The sequence below is a fragment of the Vibrio lentus genome (assembly GCF_030409755.1).
In the GTDB taxonomy this organism is placed as follows: Bacteria; Pseudomonadota; Gammaproteobacteria; order Enterobacterales; family Vibrionaceae; genus Vibrio; species Vibrio lentus.
This window is the reverse complement of sequence record NZ_JAUFQE010000002.1, coordinates 1,471,160-1,493,424: the sequence shown is the minus strand read 5'-3', so window position 1 is coordinate 1,493,424 and position 22,265 is coordinate 1,471,160. Positions and strand designations below refer to the sequence as shown.

Annotated in this window: 16 protein-coding genes and 3 pseudogenes; 11 read left to right on the top strand and 8 right to left on the bottom strand. The window is 41.6% G+C overall.

What is annotated here, in order from left to right; translation table 11 throughout:
* The first annotated feature begins 675 nt into the window (after positions 1-675).
* Entirely contained in the window at positions 676-2,148 is a 1,473-nt protein-coding gene (gene tnaA / locus QWZ07_RS15230; protein ID WP_017105824.1) for a tryptophanase, read from the top strand.
* 83 nt (positions 2,149-2,231) lie between these two features.
* On the opposite strand, the gene QWZ07_RS15225 is transcribed toward tnaA, so the two are convergent.
* Positions 2,232-3,116: a LysR family transcriptional regulator gene (locus tag QWZ07_RS15225; RefSeq protein ID WP_065111197.1), complete on the bottom strand. Its 885-nt coding sequence runs from the start codon at positions 3,114-3,116 to the stop codon at positions 2,232-2,234.
* Positions 3,117-3,393: 277 nt separating this feature from the next.
* Between QWZ07_RS15225 and QWZ07_RS15220 the strand changes: the two genes are divergently transcribed.
* Both QWZ07_RS15220 and QWZ07_RS15215 read left to right on the top strand, forming a co-directional pair.
* Positions 3,394-3,633, top strand: coding sequence for a VPA0252 family protein (locus QWZ07_RS15220; protein WP_017081013.1), 240 nt, complete (start codon positions 3,394-3,396; stop codon positions 3,631-3,633).
* Positions 3,634-3,847: 214 nt separating this feature from the next.
* Positions 3,848-4,165 (top strand): Dabb family protein, encoded by a 318-nt coding sequence (locus QWZ07_RS15215; protein WP_192853367.1) that lies wholly within the window; start codon positions 3,848-3,850, stop codon positions 4,163-4,165.
* A 93-nt stretch (positions 4,166-4,258) separates the two neighbouring features.
* Here the strand turns inward: QWZ07_RS15215 and QWZ07_RS15210 are convergent, their stop codons facing one another.
* Both QWZ07_RS15210 and QWZ07_RS15205 read right to left on the bottom strand, forming a co-directional pair.
* Positions 4,259-5,470 (bottom strand): DUF3103 domain-containing protein, encoded by a 1,212-nt coding sequence (locus QWZ07_RS15210; RefSeq protein WP_192853366.1) that lies wholly within the window; start codon positions 5,468-5,470, stop codon positions 4,259-4,261.
* A gap of 380 nt (positions 5,471-5,850) precedes the next feature.
* Complete coding sequence (locus QWZ07_RS15205) at positions 5,851-8,511, bottom strand: beta-N-acetylhexosaminidase (protein WP_192853365.1); 2,661 nt, start codon at positions 8,509-8,511, stop codon at positions 5,851-5,853.
* A 438-nt stretch (positions 8,512-8,949) separates the two neighbouring features.
* On the opposite strand from QWZ07_RS15205, the gene QWZ07_RS15200 reads away from it, so the two are divergent.
* Both QWZ07_RS15200 and QWZ07_RS15195 read left to right on the top strand, forming a co-directional pair.
* Positions 8,950-10,419 carry an MltF family protein gene (locus QWZ07_RS15200; protein ID WP_225998472.1) on the top strand — a complete coding sequence of 490 codons (1,470 nt, stop codon included), beginning with the start codon at positions 8,950-8,952 and terminating at the stop codon, positions 10,417-10,419.
* 98 nt (positions 10,420-10,517) lie between these two features.
* Positions 10,518-11,668, top strand: a protein-coding gene (locus QWZ07_RS15195) for an IS3 family transposase (protein WP_192854759.1) whose coding sequence is annotated in 2 segments (ribosomal slippage) — positions 10,518-10,761 and positions 10,761-11,668 — 1,152 coding nt in all. Because the reading frame shifts where the segments join, the coding sequence is not laid out codon by codon here.
* Between the two features lie 197 nt (positions 11,669-11,865).
* Here QWZ07_RS15195 and QWZ07_RS15190 read toward each other — a convergent pair.
* The gene (locus QWZ07_RS15190; RefSeq protein ID WP_099165470.1) at positions 11,866-12,408 is read right to left on the bottom strand and encodes a DUF3332 family protein; all 543 of its coding nucleotides are present in this window, start codon (positions 12,406-12,408) and stop codon (positions 11,866-11,868) included.
* Between the two features lie 312 nt (positions 12,409-12,720).
* On the opposite strand from QWZ07_RS15190, the gene QWZ07_RS15185 reads away from it, so the two are divergent.
* A complete protein-coding gene (locus QWZ07_RS15185; protein ID WP_065111202.1) occupies positions 12,721-13,626 on the top strand; it encodes a LysR family transcriptional regulator in 906 nt (301 codons plus the stop codon).
* A 62-nt stretch (positions 13,627-13,688) separates the two neighbouring features.
* Here QWZ07_RS15185 and QWZ07_RS15180 read toward each other — a convergent pair.
* Positions 13,689-15,089 (bottom strand): annotated as a pseudogene (locus QWZ07_RS15180) (M4 family metallopeptidase); the annotation flags it as partial.
* A 116-nt stretch (positions 15,090-15,205) separates the two neighbouring features.
* On the opposite strand from QWZ07_RS15180, the gene tnpA reads away from it, so the two are divergent.
* Positions 15,206-15,643 (top strand): IS200/IS605 family transposase, encoded by a 438-nt coding sequence (gene tnpA, locus QWZ07_RS15175; RefSeq protein WP_192854770.1) that lies wholly within the window; start codon positions 15,206-15,208, stop codon positions 15,641-15,643.
* 61 nt (positions 15,644-15,704) lie between these two features.
* Here the strand turns inward: tnpA and QWZ07_RS15170 are convergent.
* Positions 15,705-16,133 (bottom strand): annotated as a pseudogene (locus QWZ07_RS15170) (hemagglutinin); the annotation flags it as partial.
* A 627-nt stretch (positions 16,134-16,760) separates the two neighbouring features.
* Here QWZ07_RS15170 and QWZ07_RS15165 point away from each other — a divergent pair.
* Together QWZ07_RS15165 and QWZ07_RS15155 are read left to right on the top strand one after the other, a co-directional pair.
* Complete coding sequence (locus tag QWZ07_RS15165) at positions 16,761-17,414, top strand: hypothetical protein (protein WP_192854557.1); 654 nt, start codon at positions 16,761-16,763, stop codon at positions 17,412-17,414.
* Positions 17,415-17,570: 156 nt separating this feature from the next.
* Positions 17,571-19,310, top strand: a complete 1,740-nt coding sequence (locus QWZ07_RS15155; protein WP_192854559.1) for a hypothetical protein — start codon at positions 17,571-17,573, stop codon at positions 19,308-19,310.
* A 14-nt stretch (positions 19,311-19,324) separates the two neighbouring features.
* On the opposite strand, the pseudogene QWZ07_RS15150 reads toward QWZ07_RS15155, so the two are convergent.
* A pseudogene (locus QWZ07_RS15150) lies at positions 19,325-19,605 on the bottom strand (transposase); the annotation flags it as partial.
* Between the two features lie 54 nt (positions 19,606-19,659).
* On the opposite strand from QWZ07_RS15150, the gene QWZ07_RS15145 reads away from it, so the two are divergent.
* A complete protein-coding gene (locus QWZ07_RS15145; protein WP_192854560.1) occupies positions 19,660-20,109 on the top strand; it encodes a GNAT family N-acetyltransferase in 450 nt (149 codons plus the stop codon).
* Between the two features lie 38 nt (positions 20,110-20,147).
* Positions 20,148-21,038, top strand: a complete 891-nt coding sequence (locus QWZ07_RS15140) for a hypothetical protein (RefSeq protein WP_192854562.1) — start codon at positions 20,148-20,150, stop codon at positions 21,036-21,038.
* Between the two features lie 202 nt (positions 21,039-21,240).
* Here QWZ07_RS15140 and QWZ07_RS15135 read toward each other — a convergent pair whose 3' ends face one another.
* Positions 21,241-22,149, bottom strand: coding sequence for an IS5 family transposase (locus tag QWZ07_RS15135; protein ID WP_192854564.1), 909 nt, complete (start codon positions 22,147-22,149; stop codon positions 21,241-21,243).
* Between the last annotated feature and the right edge of the window lie 116 nt (positions 22,150-22,265).

Here is a 22,265-nt window from a genome sequence, read left to right as displayed (position 1 = left end):
TTGCCGAAGCTGTTTGTCACTACTGCTATTTAGAACGACCGTTATTTACCATTACAGTTATTTATCGACGCTTGTTTAACTCGCAAACTAGTTTAATAGTATACAAACTGACGATATTCACAGTTTATATAACACGCTATGGTATTTAGTTGGCATTCTAAATATTGATCACATTTATACTTTCTTTCGCTGTATTTATAAAACAATTGCACTATATTTAAATTTCGGATCACCTTGATTTCAACGTAGGGATATATTGTGAACATGTATCTGAAATGGCAATCAACAACATGGCTAACCTTGTTAGCTTGGTATACTTTAGATCACCAGCTCTCGTTCCACCTTTCTTCAGAGTAGTACCCTCTAGGCGTCACGCGCCAGCAGAGCCCTTGAGCTTTGCCCAGTCCTGTTAATTTTTTCTTTAAGATATGCCGTAGCTCATGTGGCCGCTATTTGTGTTGTTATACATGTGGTTTTTTATATCTTAGTCATTATTAACTGGATCCTAATCAATACGTCATTGATTAAATAATTTATTTATAGCTATTAATTTTAATCGTAATCATCACGATAGTGATTGTGTGTTAAATTAAATTAATGGTGATGACTAGTGACATCTAAAAATAATGGATTTGGCTTTTTCGATTTAGGTTAAATTTATTGAAAGGTACTATTATGGAAAACTTCAAACATCTACCAGAACCGTTTCGTATTCGCGTTGTAGAGCCAGTAAAAAGAACAACTCGCGCTTATCGTGAGCAAGCCATTGTCGAAGCGGGCATGAACCCGTTTCTACTCGACAGTGATGACGTGTTCATCGATTTGCTGACAGACAGCGGTACCGGTTCAATTACTCAACGCATGCAAGCCGCGATGTTGATGGGTGATGAAGCTTACAGCGGCAGTCGCAGTTACTATGCACTGTCGAATGCGGTGAAAGATATCTTCGGCTACGAGTTGACGATTCCAACACACCAAGGGCGCGGCGCAGAGCAGATTTACATTCCTGTTCTGATTAAGAAGCGCGAAATGGAAAAAGGACTCGATCGCAGCAAAATGGTCGCGCTGTCTAACTATTTCTTCGATACAACACAAGGTCACACCCAAGTGAATTGCTGTGTGGCGAAAAACGTTTATACCAAAGAAGCATTTGATACCTCAGTGAACGCTGATTTCAAAGGCAACTTCGATGTTGTGAAACTGGAAGAAGCTATCTTAGAAGCAGGCGCGGCTAATGTTCCTTATATCGTGAGCACCATTACCTGTAACTCGGCTGGTGGACAACCTGTCTCTATTGCCAACCTTAAAGCCGTGTATGAAATCGCACAGAAGTACGATATCCCAGTAATTATGGATTCTGCACGCTACGCTGAAAATGCTTACTTCATTCAGCAGCGTGAAGTCGGTTATCAAGATTGGACAATCGAACAGATCACACGTGAATCTTACAAATACGCGGATGGTTTAGCCATGTCTGCTAAGAAAGATGCGATGGTACAGATGGGAGGCTTACTCTGCTTTAAAGATGAGTCATTCATGGATGTGTACACAGAATGTCGAACCTTGTGTGTCGTGCAAGAGGGCTTCCCAACTTATGGTGGCTTAGAAGGCGGCGCGATGGAGCGTTTGGCGGTTGGCCTTTATGACGGCATGCGTCAAGATTGGCTGGAATACCGCATTGGTCAGGTTCAATACCTTGTTGATGGCTTAGAAGCGATGGGTATCGTGTGTCAGCAAGCAGGTGGTCATGCTGCGTTTGTGGATGCGGGTAAACTGCTTCCTCATATTCCAGCAGGCCAATTCCCAGCGCATGCGTTGGCGTGTGAACTGTACAAGGTGGCGGGCATTAGAGCGGTTGAGATTGGTTCTTTACTGCAAGGTCGTGATCCTGCAACGGGCGATCAACATCCATGTCCTGCAGAATTATTGCGCTTAACCATTCCACGCGCGACGTACACACAAACCCACATGGATTTCATTATCGAAGCATTCGAGAAAGTAAAAGAGAATGCTGGGAAAGTGAAAGGGCTCGATTTTACCTATGAACCGCCTGTGTTAAGACACTTTACGGCGCGCTTGAAAGAGGTAGAAATAAGCGAGAAGCAAGCAGGAAAAAAGAATGAACAAACGCTCGAAGAAGCATTTTAAAATAAAAACATAAGCGAATAGTCACTAATCAAAAGGCTCCTTCAAGGAGCCTTTTTTCGATCATAAAGCCGTTATCGGTTGATCTACGCTTGCTTGTTTTTCAGAGCGGATTTCAGAATTTGTAATAGCCATTGATTCAAAGGCGCGTCTTTCTGTGAGCGACGACAGCTCATTACATAGCTGACATCGATAGTCAGTTTTTCCGGCAAATCAATACTTCGACATCCATCTGGTACGCTGCCATTGAGAGTGATACCAAAATAGTCAGATTTAAGTACGACATCATGAATCATTGCAGGGTGGTCAACTTCTACTTTAGGGTTTATCTGAAAACCTATGTTTCTAAGTCGCTCAAGGATCGGATATTTGTTGTCATTCCATCCGGGGGTTTTAAATAGAATAATTGGATAGTTGGCGAGTGACTCAAAGTCTTTCGCGGGATGGTCTTCTCTGACGAAGAACACGACTTTTCCTTTTCCAAATTCTGTCTGAGAAATTGACTGTGGCAGGGTTTCATCAAAGTAGTGCACCGCTATTGCTTCTTCGCCGTCGATGAGCCTATTTTTAACATTGCTTCCCCATCTAACGAACGAGTAGTGCGCATGCGGGGCTTCTTTACTCAAAGAAAAGTAGAGTTTCGAACCAAAGCGCTCCCAGAAAAGCGTATTCGCGTAGATTTTGATATCACCTTGGTAAGTTTCAGGGGAAAACTCTTGGTGCTTTATCGCTTCAACACTACTCAGAATCTGCTCAAAATTAGCGATATTGGCTTCTACGAATGAAGTAGGTTCGAAACCTTGTTTGGTTTGAATGAACAAGGGGTCGTCGAGCTGAACCTTTAACTTAGACAAGTTTTTACTGATTGCCCCCGCCGTTTTGCCCAACGACTCTGCGACCAAACCAACATGACGAAGTTCGTACATACGTTTGATGACTAAGATATTTTGGATATCTAAATTGAAGTCCACAAGCACTCCGAATTGAGTTGATAAGGATGAGCTCTCGCGTTAGTTACACGAAAGAAAAACATCTGACCTTAGTATCATAGTCTTGAGAGTCTTTAGTTAAGACAGAACAGCGTCAAAATGTGACTATTACATTGATTTAAAACTGTATTGATTGTGAGCGATTTCTATTTTGTAAATCTTGGTTTTCCTCGAGTGCACAACATCGGGTTGTTAAAGTTACCTCAACAAAGCAACACACTAACCAAACAACAAGAATTAAAACAATAAGAGGTGACGTATGAAAAAACTAATCGCATTAGGCTTGATGGCGCTTTCAATGAATACTGCATTTGCTGCCGATGGTACGTATACCGGTACTATCGACATGACAAGAAGCGAAGGTAATCAAGTAAAGGCTGAGCGTGTTGAATCTGACTTAACACTGGAAGGAAGAAATGAAGCGTCTAACGGCGGAATCCAATTCCAAAAGAACGTAGATCAAGACCAAACGATCCAGCTTACAGGTCGTCGTGATTAACGTTAAAGATGTGCTTACCATTGTCATGAGAAATGCTGCGCCCTTGGGTGCAGCATTTTTCGTTTTGGGATTTGGAATATTTTATAAACTCTAGTGATCTAGCCTTGGCATGGTGTGTAACGTGTGGCATTTTGTGTTTCTATTAACTTTAGCTCGCGACTCGATGTGGGCTTGTGTGACACACAAGCAAACGAAGACTCGAAAAGGACTAGAAATGAATCGAAAAGAAACGGGAATGATTCGTCATATTTTGCTGATTAAGTTTAAAGTAGAGGCTGAAGCTTCTGAAATAGAGAAACTGAAAGGACTGTTTGAAGCGATGCCCAGTAAGGTAGAAGGTGTTGACTCGGTAGAGTGGGGCTTGAATGACAGCCCAGAAAACAAGAACCAAGGTTATACCCATTCCGTTTTAATGACGTTCGCAGATGAAGCGGGGCGTCAGAACTACCTTCCGCACCCAGAGCATGATGCGCTGAAAGATGTATTTCGTCCTTTGTTAGATGACATCATCGTGTTCGATTACTCCCTGTAATCAGCTTCTCAGTATGTCTCTTATGTTTTACTCACCTTCGATAATGAAGAGTTAGGGCTTATGTGACTAAGCCCTAACTAAATAAGAAACGGTTTACTCTGTCGGTGAAATCGTAACAGGGGTGAACGAAGCAACCGCATTACCGCCAGCACCCGGACGATCAACATAAGGGGTGTTTTGCATTAAGGTGTAATACACGTCCACGAAGTCATCATCATTCACTAATACGCCATCGGGAATTACGTCGATAATCTTGCCTGTGATCTGAGGGATAATCGCATACCCCTGAACTTCTGGATCAGGAATCATCTTCAGTATCTCTTCAGCGGCTTGAACCAATAGTTTTGCTAACGCTTTATAGTCAGTACCATCGTCGTGCTCCATCAAGATCATATCGGCAGCGCCCCAGCGGTAACGAGGCCAGAAAATGACGGTTTGATTTGGGTAATAAGTTTGTTTGTCGTAATCCAGATAAGGCATCTCAACGAGGTCGATCTGTGGCTCTATACGGCTTGAATCAACCCCAGTGACAATAGCGTAGATTTCAGCTTTGCCAGAGATCCACGGTTCTCTATCGATAGCCAAACGAATCTTAGATAATTGGGTGGTGTTCAATTCTTCAGGTTCAGACATCGTCATTGAGCGAGTCGCTTTGCCTAAGAATGTTTGTTTCTGAATTTTGGGGGTATTGGCGTCAGTTTTACTATCGCTATTGATTTGCGTGGTGGTGCCTAGTTTCTGCATCTCGCTCTGCATTGCCATTAAGCCTGCTTTGAGTTCTTCTGCACCGTTACTATCAATGACAAATACAGGAACGTCTGGCGTTTGGTACACGTCTAGTTCGTGAACCTGCCCATATACATCATAGGCTTCAATGTATTGCCAATTTGAATCATCGCCTGATGGTTCGAAGGCAAACAGCGGGCTCTCACCGTTTTTCCAAGCTTCAATCATTGCTTCATCGGCCATGCGAATCTCTAGCAAAGAGTCACTGAAGTCGTTGACCCCTTTCATCTTACGGTAGCTAAGATCGGCTTTCTGCATCTTGCTTGAAAACGCGGAGTAGGGCTTGGCTGAGTTAAGCTTGTCTATCGGTGTAGACAGTTGCTTTTCTGTTATCTGGTCTTTTAAAGAAAGCTCAAGATCGGAGTAGCGGGCACTGATTTGCAACGCCAGAGATTGCTTTTGCGCTGAGGCGTTCTCCGAAAGAGAGCGTGAGTTTGTTGTGTCGATGTTGTTTGCATAGGACTGAAAGCCAACCACTGTCGTTGCAAGTACCATACTGATAGAAAAAGATGGTCTCATAAATAATCCTTATTTTAGTTTTTTTCATTAATAGAGCATTTGCCCTACAGGATAAAACCTATCAGCAACATGAATGTGTTCAAAACTTAGTCAGTTATTTTTATCTCGTTGTACAGCACAGGATCTCAATTTAAAGAATTTATAAAATATTAAGTTGGCACTGGCTTGATATATGTAAATTTATAAACCAATCAATAAGAGGTTCTGCAATATAATTAACTCCTTTGTATTTCTTATGAGTAAATTCGGTGTTTACTCCACAGCATCGTATCTGTAGGTAAAAAGAAAGCCTGCTCATGATGGGCAGGCTTGATCGATTCGCGGTTGTTGAAACTTAGAATTTCAAACTGCGGGTTTAATGGCTATTCAACTGTATTCGTTTATTGGCTATATGGAACTTGAATGGTTCTGCTGGTTCGGTGCCCTAGGTGAGAAACACTACGAACCAAAACGCTGGACTCTACTGAAGGCTTACTTGCATTGAGGTAGACGTGCCAAGATTGACCGTTGTCGGTTGAATATTCTAAAGATAAGCCCGGAAACTGAGAGTTCATATGCAGTTTACCTTGGAGGATCTTCCCTCCCGGAACGGGCAAGCGGTATGTGATGTCTCTCATTTCCGTTTTTGCCAATTCACGTTGGCCAAGAATACTGGCAAATCGGCTCCAATCGTCGGTCAAGATGTTCTTGTTAGTACGCTCTGTGGTAGATGAGTACTCGACATCGGCTTGATACTCTAATTCCCATTCCGCCTTGTTCCACGCTCGTTCAGCGACTGCCATTAGGCGAGGGAAGGCCATGTATTCATACTGAGCGTCAGTTCTGATGGTTTCAGACCACAGAGCTGCTGAGAGGCCGTAAACAGGTTGGTTCGGCGTGAGTGTTCCTTTAGCGGTATAAGAATCTCCATTTCTATCCTTCGCGAGTTCTGCATTTTGCGGCAGATTCTCTGGGGTGTATGAAAACATCTTGCGAGTGTCAGAGGCTCGTGTTGCCCAGTAGTAGCCGCGTTCATGTTCATCAACCTCGTAAGGCATGTCTAGATAGATATGATCAGGGTTAGACAACACGACTTGATAACCATCGTTCACGAGTTGGCTCGACGCGTCGCTTGCTCCCCAGAAAACCGTATCCCATAAGTTGACACGTGTGTTGTCGGTGGCAAGAGCGTCTGAATTCTCAACGTACTTTAGCCCGTCTTGCCACGCTTGGAAGGTCGATACGTTCTGCTCTTTTAATAGCTTTGAAACCTCGATGGCAAAGTAGCTCAGCAGTGCGTCTTGGTTTTCTATTTCACCAGATTCGATCTTGGCTAAGCACTGAGGCGATTTCTCATAAGGTTTGTGTTCTTTGGACAGATCAATTTGTCCTTTGCCCACTTGAGGTGCATCGTTTATGTCTTGAAAACCATGGCCAAGCTTGATGTTCTTGGCTTCGTCTCCTCCGAAATGCCAAAGGGTTAACGGCATACCGGCTTCTTCGTGCATGCTCTTAACTTCAGTGATGACTTTGTTTACGAACTGTGTTGAAGACTCAAGACACGGGTTGATAAAGCTTTGACGATTATAGAACTGAACGGTGGTCACGTTGGATTCGTCCTGTGGATCGAGTAGGCGATACTGCTCCGCTTTTTCAACGTCACCTAAATTCATGTATTTTTGGTAGCGAGCTTCCATCGACATTACGGCGGCCCTCGCGTGCGCTGGCATATCAAATTCAGGAATCACTTCGATTTTGTGTGCTTTGGCATACAGCAAAATGTCGATGTAATCTTGGCGAGTAAAATACCCCGAGCCAAAGTTATCGTTGTTAGCCCCCGAACCGAGCTGCGGCATCAAACATTGCTGCTCATCTTCATTGAAACAACGTTGGCTGCCAACCTCCGTCAGTTCAGGTAGCCCCGGAATTTCTAATCTCCAACCTTCATCTTCACCCATGTGTAGGTGCAGTTTGTTCATCTTAAAGGCAGCCATTTGTTCGATGGTTTTGAATATCGTGTCTTTAGAGTGGAAGTTACGGCCGACATCCACCATGAAACCTCGATATTCAAACCTTGGTGCATCGACCACCTTCATGGTTGGAATGGTGTAACGAGACAAAGGATCGTAGACATTGAGGAGCGACTGCATCGCATAGAACACGCCAATCTCGTCGATAGCAACAATGTTAATGCTGTCTGAGTTGATCTCTAGCTGGTAGCTCTCTTTATCCTTAATCAGTTCGGCATTTTGATATTGAACATTGATGTTAATGCCACTTTCCAGATTGGTAATCCCCATCATGTCAGCTTGGTTAATCACGGCTTGCTTAGTTGAATCTGATACCGGCAGTGAATCTAGGTTGAGACCTTGGATAATGGGTAAATAGCTGCCAGTGAACTCTACGTGTTTCGGTGTTGGTAGAATCTCGCCCGTCGCTTCTCGAAATATCATGTCTTGATTATTCTCATAGCGGCTTTCTGCGGTTGATCTTGGGTTGTTGTCGTCGACAGAGAATCGAACTTGAGACTGGTCCAAACCTTTAACGAACATAGTGAGATCTTCCGTATCTGTAGATGCGATGTTTTTTGCTTCTGCGCCTTTAGCAAACACAAAGGCGCGCGGCATAAAGTCGGTGTAAGAGACTTGCCAGGCTTCGGATATGATCGGAATTGTGTGGGTCTTGTTCTTTTGGAAGCCAGTGAAGTGATCACTCGGTTCGATCTTATGCAGATCTCCGGTTATGTGTGTGACCTTAAATTCTTTGTTACGGTTCTCTAAGACTGGGCGAATACTATGGAAATAGATCGACCAATCTTCGATGTTTACTTGAGACCCATCATTGGTCAGAACGATGTTGACCAAGTTGCAAGATGCGTAATCCGCTTTGAGCTCTGCACAAGCAATACCATTTTCGTTGCCGTAGTTTGTAACGATTTCAAACGACATGTCTAGATTGTCGGCGAGCATGTCGACTTTAGTTTGTGTGGTGTTTTGAGAAGGCGAACCACACCCTGATAGAGCGGCGAAACAGCAAATGGCAAGCAGTGATTTTTTTAACATGGTTATTCCAATGGGAAGAAAATTTCGGCCGTATTATGCAAGGGTGGTTGGCTTTCGTTAATGCGCTGTAGCCTATACAAGATATAGGGTTTATTTATAACACGTCGTTCTTAATGGTTCGTATGGAGGATCATTAGAGGGTCGTTGTCTTCGAGATAATGAGGGTGTTGTACGCCAGTAACAGTTATAGGAATCACCTATATCGGCTATAGCGAGCTCGATATTTCGGAGCGGGTGGTTTTAGGTATAATTCGTCTCCCTTAATCAATAACACAACTTAAACGATCCACTGCGCACACCACGTTACTCTTAACAGCAATAATCTCCGCACTCGACCAACGTTAAGCAAGTTCCTTTACGTTGAACTGCTTCAAGTGAAAGACCTCCCATACAATACAATTGAGGTTTTGGGCTTCTACCGCATTAGGAATACTAAATATGACGAATTTTAATGGCGCCTCACGCTTATCGAAGGTGTTGGTTTTTATTTCTATTATTTCCAAATCAGCTTTTGGTTTCGAAGTGCCTGACAACGCCCATAAATCCTATATCGGTGACTTCGATGTGCTGCAGAAAAAAGGCGTTGTTCGTGTATTAGTCTCTGGTGATGTTGGCTTTTATCATATTGAAAATGGCAAGCCGAAAGGGATTCTCGCGGAACAAATTCACTATTTTCAACAGTCGTTGAAGGTTCGTGATCCTTTGCTGCGTGTTCAGGTTATTCCGGTTGAACGAAGTGAACTGCTGAGTGCGTTAAATCAAGGCCGAGGCGATATTGCGGTGGCGAACTTAACCGTCACAAAAGAGCGAGAGCAATTGGTCGATTTCAGTATCCCCATCCGTAGCGACATTGATGAACTGTTGGTGACGAACCAGTCTACTCCGTTGATTACCGACATTACTCAGCTGCAAGGTAAGGAAGTTTGGCTAAAACAGAACTCCAGCTATATCAGCAGTGTGCATACCGTGAATAAGCAGCTAGAACAGAACGGTATGGTGCCGATCTACATCCATTTGTTAAACAACAATATCCAAGATCTGGAACTGTTGGGTTTGATTAAGCGTGGAAAAATCACCGCAACGATTGTCGATAGTCATAAGTTGGAGTTGTGGGGAAACCTAGAACAAGATATCCGAATTCATAGGGATCTCGCCTTTAGGCACAATGCGGATATTGCTTGGGCTATACGTAAAAATAACCCACAGTTGAAAGCTCAAATCGATCAGTATTTACAAGACTCAAAGCAGGGTACGTTGCTTGGTAATGTTATTGATAATCGCTATCTGGAAAGTATTACGTGGATGAATAGAGCATCGAACGCTCTGCAAAATGAAGAGCGAGAGAAGCTCGAAGAACTGTTTGTCGCGTACGGTGAGAAGTATGAAATCAATTGGCTCATCTTGTTAGCGATGGCTTTCCAAGAGTCCGGTCTAGATAACACAAAAATATCACATCGTGGTGCAGTCGGTATTATGCAGGTGATGCCTAAAACAGCGCGTGATTGGTACGTCGACATTGATGACGTCTACGATTTAGAAAGCAATATTCACGCTGGCAGTAAGTATCTACGTTTCATTTACGATCGATATTTTGATCTTCCAGAGTTATCCGATATCGATAAGATTCATTTCAGCTTAGCCGCTTATAACGCAGGCCCAGCTAAAATAAGACGAATGAGAGTATTGGCAGCCAAGCAGGGTTTTAATCCAAATAAGTGGTTTAACCATGTTGAGGTTATTGCGAGAAAAAACATTAGCCAAGAACCAGTAAAATACGTCGCAAACATTAATCGATATTTCACTATTTACCAGCGACTCGATGAATTCCAAGACATCCGAGAAGAGCAACTAAGTAACATGACTCGTCAGCTGAATGTGAAACGTTTTTCTCCTTACTTTGCTTATTAGTCGTGGCTATTCTCCATAAGCCATAAGCCATAAGCCTGATCCGCACCAGCAGTTTTGGACACTGAGTTAAGTGAGTACAATCACTAATGAGGTGAACCATGACAATTAAGAAGAAACGTATTATCCATTCTCCTGAATTTAAAGCAGAAACCCTGAAGCTGGCAGAGAAAGTGGGAGTCGCTGCAGCCGCAAGACAGCTCTCGTTACATGAATCTCAGATCTACGGTTGGCGAAAAGCCACAAAGAAGAATTCGAGTATTAGCCAACGAGAACAAGAATTGGCCGTTGAAGTCGCTAAGCTAAAGAGGCAGTTGGCAGAGCAAGCAGAAGAGCTAGAAATCGTAAAAAAGGCCGCCACCTACTTCGCGAAAAATCTAAAGTAAATTGCTATGAATTTATGCTCGAACACCTGCTGAGTTTCAGTATTTCCCGTATGGCTAAGGTGTTCAGAGTTTCTCGAAGTGGGTTTTATTATTGGGTTGAGAATCGCCACAAGGCGATTCAACGTGAGACAGAGCGCCAAAAGCTTGATACCAAAGTAAAAGAAGCTTTTGACGTTAGCAAAGAGCGAGATGGCTCAAGACGTATTCAGAAAGAGCTGGCAGAGAGCGGTGATAACCATAATGTTAAGACCATTGCCGCCAGTATGAAACGTCAGGATTTAGTAGCGAAAGCAGCACGCAAGTTTAAGTGTACAACAGACAGTAAGCATAAAATGCCCGTTGCTCCGAACTTGCTCGCTCAAGATTTTAACGCAACGGCTCCGAATCAAAAATGGGCAGGAGACATCACCTATGTTGCCACAAGCGAAGGCTGGCTGTACTTAGCTGTCATTATTGACCTTTATTCAAGGCAAGTTATTGGTTGGTCTATGGATACGAGAATGACGGCCTCACTGGTCTGTGATGCCTTATCAATGGCTTTATTCCGTCGAGGGTTTCCTGAGCAGGTTATAACTCATAGCGATCGAGGTAGTCAGTACTGTTCGAAAGACTATCGAGACCTCATAAGTACTTATAATTTAAAACAAAGTATGAGTAGAAAAGGGAACTGTTGGGACAACGCATGTGTTGAGAGCTTCTTCCACTCAATGAAAGTTGAAGCAATCCAATATGAGCCGATCATGACGAGAGAGCAGATGCGCCAAACGATCTTCGAGTACATAGAAGTTGATTATAATCGAACGAGAAGGCACAGTGCACTTGGGTATCTAAGCCCAATGAACTTTGAAAAGCAAAATGTCGCTTAGCTAAGTGTCCAGTCTGACTGGAGCAGATCAGCCATAAGCCATAAGCCATAAGCCATAAGCCATAAGCCATAAGCCATAAAGCAAAAACTATAAACACAAAAAGAGAGGTTAGCGATTAAGCTAACCTCTCTTTTTTATAGGTACTGACTAACTGATTAACTGACTGGATGGAGGTGTATCAGTTAATTCTACGTTGCTTAAGATTGCTCAGCGGCTGCCATGTACATTTGCATCTCTTCTAAGCTTGTCTTAGCTATCACTTGGTTATCGAGAGAGTAGTGCACTTCATCACCGAAGCGTTGGCCTGTCAGTGTCGCGCGAGTACCGTCGTTGTAAGTTAACTCGATTATGATTTCATCTTGGTTGATTACTTTCATTTCACTGTGGTCAATCACATGCTTTGCCAGCGGGTCGATTGGCGCTTCTGTTAGGCTGTCATCAAGTTGGTCGTTAACATCAATGTAGGTATCAACCTTGCTATCAAAGATGTGTGGTTTTTTATTGATTGGGTTTTTACCCGTCCAAAATTCCAGCGAGTTAAACACGATGTAATCGGCAGCAACGGTAATACCGTAAGCAGGAGCAAGCAGCATGTTTAAGCCACCACGAGCGTAACGGTTATCAACGGCTTTAACGTTAAACTCCATTAGTTTACCCGTTACTGCGTTGCTACCTACGCAGCCAAATAAAGTTACTAGGCTTGCTGAGATTATTATCGGTTTTACAAATCGGTTCATCATTCTCTATTTCTATAAGTGTATGTTTAGGAACCGGTAATTATGGAAAACTCAAGCTGTTTCTAATATAAAGCCACGCCTATACTAGATATCAGGAAAAGCTATATCTATATTAAAAACATGATGTTATCTATTTTTGTAATTCAATTATCCATATCCTACTGTACTAGTTCATGTTATTTTCAATTGGTGTTTTAACAATGCTCTGTCATAACCCTAACCAAAATATAGAATTAAAAAACGATAATATGGAGTCATTTAAACGGTATTATTTTTGATCGTTTATTAAATTTAATGATTGCCTGAAGAGCTCGAATGAAACGATTTAACCTGAACCTCATATATTACTTTATCGCTATATATGAAGAGGGAAACCTAACGTACGCAGCAGAAAGGCTCAACATATCTCAACCTAGCCTCAGTGCGCATCTTAAGCAGCTTCGAGATGAGTATCGAGACTTACTCTTCGTTAGAAAATCATACACACTTGAGCCGACACCGGTCGCTAACGATCTGTACCCTATATTTAAGCAAGCATATAAGCTCGTTTCGCATTCCTTACCTGAAACTCACGACTTTGATCCGCAAGAGTGCAGTTACACGTTTAGAATCGCAGCGATGAGTATTTCAAGCAGCGCTATCTTACCCAAGATCTTGGATAAAATTCAAAAAGAGGCGCCTAATTGCGTTATCGAAGTGGTCAATATCAAAGAAGATATGGTCACAGATATTCGAGAGAAAAAAATCGACTTGGTTGTTGATCTCACCAACGCTCATCCAACATTGCAGAGCCAAGAAATTTGGAGTGATGAGTTGTGTGCGGTGTGTAGCCAAAACCACGCGCAGATAGAAGAACAGCTCACTTTAGAAAGATATCTGTCTGAAAAGCACGTGATGCTAACTCATGATAACTATAGAGTGCATCAATTAACCGAGTTCCACAGCCCTATCTTTTCAGAGCGTAAAGTGGCGAGAAAGCTTAACTCCATCGCCGATTTCTCGGACACGATTTATAACAGTGATTGGATCGCGACTTTTCCTAAGTCCATCGCTAATGCTTACTTTGATAAAAGCAAAATCAAGATGTTAGACCTGCCATTTGAATACAAAACCCCATCATTGAGCGTGTATTGGCACAGCAACCGCAACGACGACATCGTGAATTTATGGTTAAGGGAACTCTTTACCAGCGAAGTTTTAAGCTTGAGCTCTGAAATATAAAAAACGCCTACTCATGTGAGTAGGCGTTTTAGTTTGTATTACCGATAGAGACTCGCGCTAACTCAATCTAAACGCAATGTTAGGCCTGAGTAGTTCGAGTATCCGCGCAATAAAACATGATAAGTCACGCCCGGTTGCGCGCTCACACTGCACTGTTCGTTGTTTCCAGCACGATAAGGGCGACAATCGTAACTCGATGTCGTTGGCTTGCTGCCTGATTTCACGTAAAGGTCGGCATCGCCTGAACCGCCAGACATTGAAACCGTCACGCTTGATGCAGAATCAACAGTGAACGTGTAGAAGCTCTCTGAAGATTGATTCCCGCTTAGGTTCGCAATCGGTGTGCCTTTCGTTAATACATTGCCAGTTGGAGGCGTGACACCGCAACTTGCATTAACGCCGACGGTATTAAAAGCATCTGCAACATCGGCAACCACATAGCCCATGTCTGCTGCGGCTTTCGCTACGCCACAAGCACCGGCATCAAAAGTACTGTTTGCCGTCCAATACAGTTGGTTTGCGACTGTGAATATTTCAAAGCCCTTACGTACATTCCAACCCGATTTGTTCGCTAAAAGGTAAAAGGCGCGGTTATAAACACCGCTAGATAAGTGAACGTTCAAACCATCGTAGTATTGAGAGGCATGATCAATCGAGCGACCATCTTTTGAAGGTTGATCAAAGTAACGCAAGCCACCTTCAGACTTGAAGATATCGCTACCGACCACCCAATCCACATTGCCACGCAAGTAGTATTCAGCCGCTTCGCCCGCAATGTCTGAGAAGGCTTCATTCATACCACCCGACATATTTCGGTACACAAGACCGGAGTTTTGCTCTGTGAACCCGTGGCTGACTTCGTGAGCACTCACGTTGATATCGACCAATGGGTAAAAGGTATTTTTGCCATCTCCAAAAGTCATGGATGTACCATTCCAGAAAGCATTTTCATAATCGGTGCTGTAATGAACTCGCATTGTCAGCTGGAAAGTTAAAGGTGACGTATTCATCCACTCTTTGTACATATCAAACACGACATTACCGAAGTAGTGCGCATCGTTAAGCGGCGAGTATGCCCCGTTGATGTATTTATGATCGGTGTAGTTGGCTCCGTCGGCACAGTTGTAGCTGTAGGCAGCGCTGCCAGAGGTTCCATGATTTAAGTTGACCGTCTTAACTGAATCATTTTCTAACTTACACGTCGTGCCTGTTTTGTCGATGGGAAAGCTAGGGAAGTCACTGCCATATTCATATCGAGTGGTTTTGAGGTTGCCACCGGGGCCAGTACCTAATGCTTTAGCGTGGTTTAGCCCATTCCATTTTTGAAGGACATCGCCAGTCGTGGCATCAATAAAGTAGAAAGGGCGCTCTGGCATAGAGGACGCGATAAAGAAATCGACCAGGTACACAACTTGGGCGACTTGGTTCTCATCCAATCTCACCATCAGTTTCGCGTTTTTATTGGCTCCTCAAAACCACCGCCTAGGGCGGTGGTGATTGTTCCTCTAGGCTATAGCCTGAAGAAGTGCCCATGTTAGAAGTAACCTCTTATTCACCACAAGTAAGAGGAAACAACCACATGGGCGATTACAGAAGTTCATCACATGTCTATTGGCGTTGCAAATACCATATAGTTTGGACTCCAAAGTATAGATATAAGATTTTGAAAGATAAGGTTGGAAAGGAGCTTTATCGTTCAATTTATATTTTGTGCAATATGAAAGACTGCGAGGTTTTAGAGTTAAATGTTCAACCAGATCATGTTCATCTTGTTGTCATTATTCCTCCCAAGTTGTCGATCTCGAGTTTGTTAGGAGTTTTAAAGGGCCGGACAGCAATTAGACTTTTCAATAAATTTCCACATATACGTAAGAAACTATGGGGAAATCACTTTTGGGCTAGAGGGTATTTTGTAGATACGGTCGGTGTGAATGAAGAAGTCATTCGACGATATGTCCGACACCAAGATAAACAGGACATAGAGTATGAACAACAACTGCAGTTATTGAAGAACTGATAGCGTGGACGCCCCCTTCTAGGGGGTTATAAAGCAAAACCGCCTTCTAAGAAGGCGGATATTTTTTTTCAATCGACTTTTTGCCGACGGTAAACGTGCGGTGAGCAGAGAGTGCGGCTTCTATCGCTTGTTCCTGATTCAGTTTTGGTGCGATGCTGGATAGGTCTCCACTGATCCCTTGTGCCATTGAACCGAACACCTGAGTGGGTTGGTTTTTGGAAAGGGTGGTGACAACGGAGGTATCAAAGACGGGTAAACCTAAGTGAGTTTGTTGGTAGCGGACTTTCGTTTTTCCATTGGGCAGTACCACCCGTTTAACTTCAGAAAAACCTAATTCAAGTGGAGCAACACTCTTCGACTGAGCGACGAGGCTTTGTTGTAGTAATGCATCATTATCGACTCTGACCATTTCTGCAGCGTGTGCATTGAAGCCAAAAGATGTACCTAGAATAGCTGCTATTTTCCAGCTTAGTTGACGTTGTTGGTTCATTTTTCGTTCCTGATTTTAATATAAACTCCTTCTTCCCAACGGCTTTATAGGAAGTCTATATGCAACACGCTAATGCCATGTGTTGCGAATCAAGATTGGAAGAGCATTTGGATTTATGACAAGTTTATCAAGGAGATTTATTTTTAGAGTATGTAATTCAAAGTTTACAAAAATTCTTATTGATCAAATTGTTTTTATAAAATGCAAATTTGTTATTTATCGTAAATGTATGATAGGACGGGAGTTATTAAAATCTACTTTGTTTTAATTTATAGAATGAAAATATATAAGTTAACTTCGATATTTTCCTGTTTTTACCTTAATTACAAATGAGTAAATAAGAGCGTTTTTTGAAGTGGGTATATTGTCTTTATTGTCAATAGTAAACTTGTTTTAACAATATCAATCAGAACAGTTATCAAGTTTTCTTCATTTGGTTTCGTTAGACAGAAAATTTCTACATTTTGTTGTTCAATCGCAAACTAAGAAAGATAAGTTATTGTTATGAAAGGATGCAGTCGTTTAAGATAGGCTACATAAGAAACTAGATAGAAAAATTCTGCATTTAAGTACAGAATTTCTCTGTCTAGTAGCTGTTATGCCAAATGATAAATATGGATATTTCAAATGAATAAAGGTAAGTTTTTTGTGTATTTTGGTATTGGTGCATGGCTCTTTGAAGAACTTTGTGATGAATTGAAAGAAGGTATTGATAGTTCTTTGGAAAGAAGAGGGTTAAAGGGGATAGAGAACGATCCATTCAGGAATATAATTATTGGTGAGAGTACTGCAACTCCATTGCTATCAAAGTATTCTGCATTTATATCCACCGAATTAGATTCAAGTATCGCTAATCTAAATGGCGCGCAATTAAAGATAGAACGGACTCCTATTGATCCATCTGTTCTATTAAATCAACTTCAAAAAGACATTAAGAAAATCATAAGCATTCGTAATACTTTGGTACATGGTTCTTGGTCACCACAACTACTCGGTTGGAATGATATTAAAACTGTATCTTCGTGGCGCAAGAAAGTAAGTGAGAAAGGTATTGAACTAGTAAAATCTGAATTTACTGAAATAGATTTTGAAAACTATATTAGAAAATGTGAAATAGCAACTTACTCAATTAAGTGTCTGAATTATTGTTTAAATACCAGTACATCATTGGATTTTGGTTTTGAATTGAAATCCTCAAAAATTATCCCTAAAGAACTGGGTGAGCTTAAAAAGTCCTCTGTTTTGAACGAAATGAAAAGTAATATCGAAGCAATGGCATAACAAACTACTCAAGAGGGATTCGCAACGCGTGGCATTTTCACTATGCGTTGAATTTAGTGATTAAGGTGGTTTTCGGCAACATCGGTATTGTGTTGCTCACCCCTTAGCAGGCCGTTACGTTTTACATCATATTTCTATGAAATTTAGGGTTGCTTAGTGAATAAAATAACTAAAAAAAACTTAGATAAGCATTTTAAAAAGCTTAACAAACAGTCTAAACGTAGGTTTGGATATGTTGACTCAAATGTAGTTGTTGAAAATGAAGTTGAAGAAAACTATGACTTAATTGCAATGAAGTTTTTCAATTTTGACCGTGTATTAAATAATGACGGAATTATAGAGCCTTATGAGATGAATATCCATATAAATGAGGTTGTTTTAGAAATTGAAAATGAGATTAAAATCCTTGTTAATAAGAGGTCAAAATATTATTGGAAGTTTATTTCTACCGTATTGCCTAAGGATGTATTTAAAGGGAAGTTGGATACGACATGGTTATTTGGTGTCAAAATGATGGAATCAGCTATTTCGTTTAGTGAAACAGCCCCCGATATACAAGAAATGTATAAGGGTATGGAGGAAAGCGAGTTAAAATCTGTTTCTATTGATATAAATGACGAGTTTATTAAAGATTATTGTTATCTAATAGCCTTATCTAAGATTCTATGCGAAATGTATGTGGTCATTCGTTTTTCGTCGAAAGGTTGCTCATTCAGATATAAAGGAAGGTATCTGATACCAGAAACCATAGAGGATGATTATATAAATAAATCAGTAGCATTATATGATCTAAGAGGCATCTTGGAGTCAAAGGTTGCGTCAGATAGATATATGCCAACAAAAAGTGGTTTTTCTTTAAAGCAGAAGCACATAAATAAAGTTGGAAAATTCGTAATTATTGCGAACGATAATTCTAAGCCCAAGATGGAGTATATACCAAAATATACGAATAAGTTAAATAATACTCGCTTTACTATGTCTTACTATAATATCGGGCCTTTCAATTTGGAAACGGTATATAGCGAGTTTAAAACACGTGAAATTGACTTCCCTTGGAAAGTTGAGTTGTTGGAATTAATCTGTGTCTTGGAGTATGTATCGTTAATAATTGCTCAGGGTTGGGTTTACTTACCAAATATAGCGATGAAAGGTTACATTTTAATTGATAAGGACTTTATATTAAGGAGTATTTCTTCGTTTGTTCACCGGTGTAAAAAGAATCAAAAGAGTGACTTGGGCGTAACTTTTGAATTAGATGCCGAAGAACTGGTAGCTAAATATAGTTCACCACTCGATGAGGGAATTTACCCTGCGAATTCTAGCCTGATATTTGATGCTGGAACAATGCTTGGGTTTGATTTGGCAAGTTCATTTGAATTGTTAAATAAATATTTACAATATACTAAGTCTCAAGGGAAGATTGCAAATTTAAGAGGTGATTTCTTTGAGGATCAAGTTCAGGAAATGATTGATTTAACTAATTATAGGCCACCTTTTTGCATTAGGGGGATCGTCGGTAAACAGTTACGATTAAATGGTAAGTTTATAACTGACTTGGACTCAATATTTATAGTTAATGGTGATTTAATCGCGGTGTCTTGCAAAAGCATGTTATTTACAGAAGAGTATGATCGCGGTGACTATATTTCGATTAGAAACACAACTAGTTCTCTAGAGAAATACATATTAGATTGGAGAAAGAAAATTGAAGTATTAAATGGTACTAAAGTTGGCGACAATTTCGATTTCTCAAAATATGACAATGTGTATGGTATTGTTATTACCCCAAATGTACTTTATGTAGGTTATGACTATCGAAAAAAACTAGATATTAATGACTTATTTGAGTGTATGTCTTTTTCTGAGTTAGAGGGTTGGTTAAAGACCAACAAGTAAAACATAACAAACGACTATGGCGTCAATGACTGGTTTTTGGCTGTATTTTCATCCCACATGGCACCATATCTGAGCATATAGTTAAGGATTACAACCACCTTCGTCCACACGCGATTATTACGACTTTTTTAGGTTTTTCAACTGCTAAAAGTCGAGCATAAGTCGCTATGAATATGGGGTTACATTGCATAGCTGACATCATCGCCATGTATAAAACGGTTCGTACTTGCGCTCGACCGCCTTGGATCACGCGCTTACCTTTATAGCGTCCACTTTCGCGTGTGATTGGAGAGACGACAATATTTCCTATTTTTGATCATGCTGATTGAGTTGGCATTATGTGGCAGGTATGGAATTCGAATATAAGAAAGTAGAACTAAATCATAGAGATTTTCAGTCATTAATCGCTGAGCTGAATTTGTCACTTCGCCAGATTACTAATGACACAGGTGAAAGCTCATTTGTATCTGACGCTTTTGACCCATCAAAAGATGGATGTATCGTTGTGTATCTGAATGATACTGCGGTGGCCTGTGGGGTGTTTAGATATCACGAAAGTGAAGTTTGTGAATTTAAGCGGATGTATTCTAACAAAGCTGGTGCGGGCTCTTATTTGTTGAAACAACTCGAATGTTTTGCGATTGAAAAAGGGTATCGAAAAGCTGTTTTATCGACACGCAGAGTTAACTCAAAAGCGGTGACCTTTTATTGTCGTCACGGTTACTCAGAATCCAGTGCTTATGGTAAATATGTCGGTCTAGACCGTTCGATTTGCCTCTCAAAGACGCTAGTCATATAACAACCAAATCTATACGGCCTTAGTTTCACGGAGGAAACATGACAAGCGACCAATTATTGGAAAAGGCACTTTATAGTAGTGCCAGCATCCACCAACCTCATTCATTAAAAGCTTATTTGGCTGCGAATTATCTAAATGGTTATTTCGCTAAATCAGGCAATGTGTGGCTTAAAACGAGTGAGTTGATAGACCAAACTGAGGTTGAAGTTTTAGGTGAGTACTCTGCAACGCTACAAGCGCCCAAGTTCTCAGATTTTCGTATTCACAGGATATTGGAAAACGGGGTATACCCAGCGGCGTATGCTGCTTTAATGCAGTGGTATGAGAATAAGGGCTTTCAAGATATCTTCTCGTATTACGTTTCGCAGGCTTCTCAAACCAGCGAATACCTTTCCCACAATGTGACTATCTTATTGGCGCTGAATCGTGTTTACCGTGAGTTAGAGCCGTCTCAAGTTCCAGCATTCCTTAACCGCTTCACTGAATTTGTCACATCGACCCGTTCTGGTGGCGACCGAAACACTGACACAAGCGAAGTCGTAGAGCTTAATTGCGTATTACAAGCATGCTTTAAACAGTTTGGTTTCTTCGGACATAACCTAATTACGCTTACGTGGATAATGCGTTGCAAGGAAGAGCTGTCGAAAGAGCAATATGACGCAATGCTTTCTAATCTTTATCGACAGGCCAATAGCCCTTTGGAAGATCCTGACGATGAGATTGATCAAGCTATCTTGGCGCAGTGTCAAAGCTCGGATAATTCAGATGAGCTCTATGACAATGTCCACCGATTGGTTTTTGGGTATACGTCGAATCTACACCAGATAACGCTAGCGGATGCATTGTGTTTTCTTCACGAACAATTCCCTGAACATATATCGGAGCTAAAGCGCATTGCCGAGTATCAGTGTCGTCTGTTAGAAAAGTGAGTTTAATTAGGACGTTGCATTTAACTTATGCAACGTTATCAGTGTAGTTAGCGCAGAAGTACAACTTACACGCTAATCAGATCTCAAATTGAAAAAAAGAGTTACTCGATAATGCAGCTATGCTCTTTACTTCTTAAAGCCAGTCAGGGGCTTTGTTGCGTAATTCAATTTAGAGATAGAGCAGCCCCATTTCGTGCGTTTCTTAGTCAATACGGCAAGTTTCAGGCATACCTAACCCAGTGAGCTTGTTCAACGCGTAAGTTTCTCCCACTTGTGCATTGTAATTTCTTAAACTTAAACGACCACCAAGTAACTGTTTAACTCGATACATCGCTGTTTCTGAGAGGGAGCGTTTGTGGTAACCATACCGCTCTTTCCAATACTTATTTGAGCCATATAACTTCTGGCAACCTACTGCGAGATTTCGGGGATGACCCCGCTCCCAGAAGGCAGCCCCTTCTCTTGGAGGAATAAGCGCAACGGCTCGCTTAATCTTAATTGCATCGTGACATGCTCTCGTATCATAAGCGCCATCACCAGACACCTCGTGGATACTTCGGCGAGTTTGTTTCAGTAAATTCGGGAGTACTTCTCCATCTGTAACTGTCGATAGACTTAGCTCGGCTGCAATAATTTCATGAGTGTTTGTATCCACGGCAATATGAAGTTTTCGCCAGACTCTACGTTTGCCATCTGTCCCGTGTTTTTTGACTTTCCATTCACCTTCGCCATAAACCTTAAGGCCAGTCGCATCAATAGCTAGATGTTGTATCGCACCTCTCGTTTTTGTCTTAAGTGAGACCTCAACTTGCTTGGCTCTACGACTGATGCAGGTGTAATGCGGACAACTTAACGGTACATGGGCTAACCTAAATATCGAGTTGATAAAACCTTGCAGCGCTCTTAATGGCATAGAAAAAACTCGTTTCACCATGAGGGCTGTCGTGATAGCTAAATCACTGAACCGACGAGGCCTCCCGCGCTTATTCTGTTTGCTTTGCGTCCAGCCACTTATCGCTTCTTCATCAATCCAAAAGGTCAAAGAACCGCGGTTAATGAGTGATTGGTTGTATTGCTTCCAGTTGGTTGTTTTGTAACGAGGTTTAGGCATAGGGCTACGAGAGGGAGTTAATGTAGCTGATCAGATCGTAGGTTTTAGGTTTAGTTCCAATGAATTACGCAACAAAGCCCCAGTCAGGTGTCAAATATGGCTCACATATTACGGTT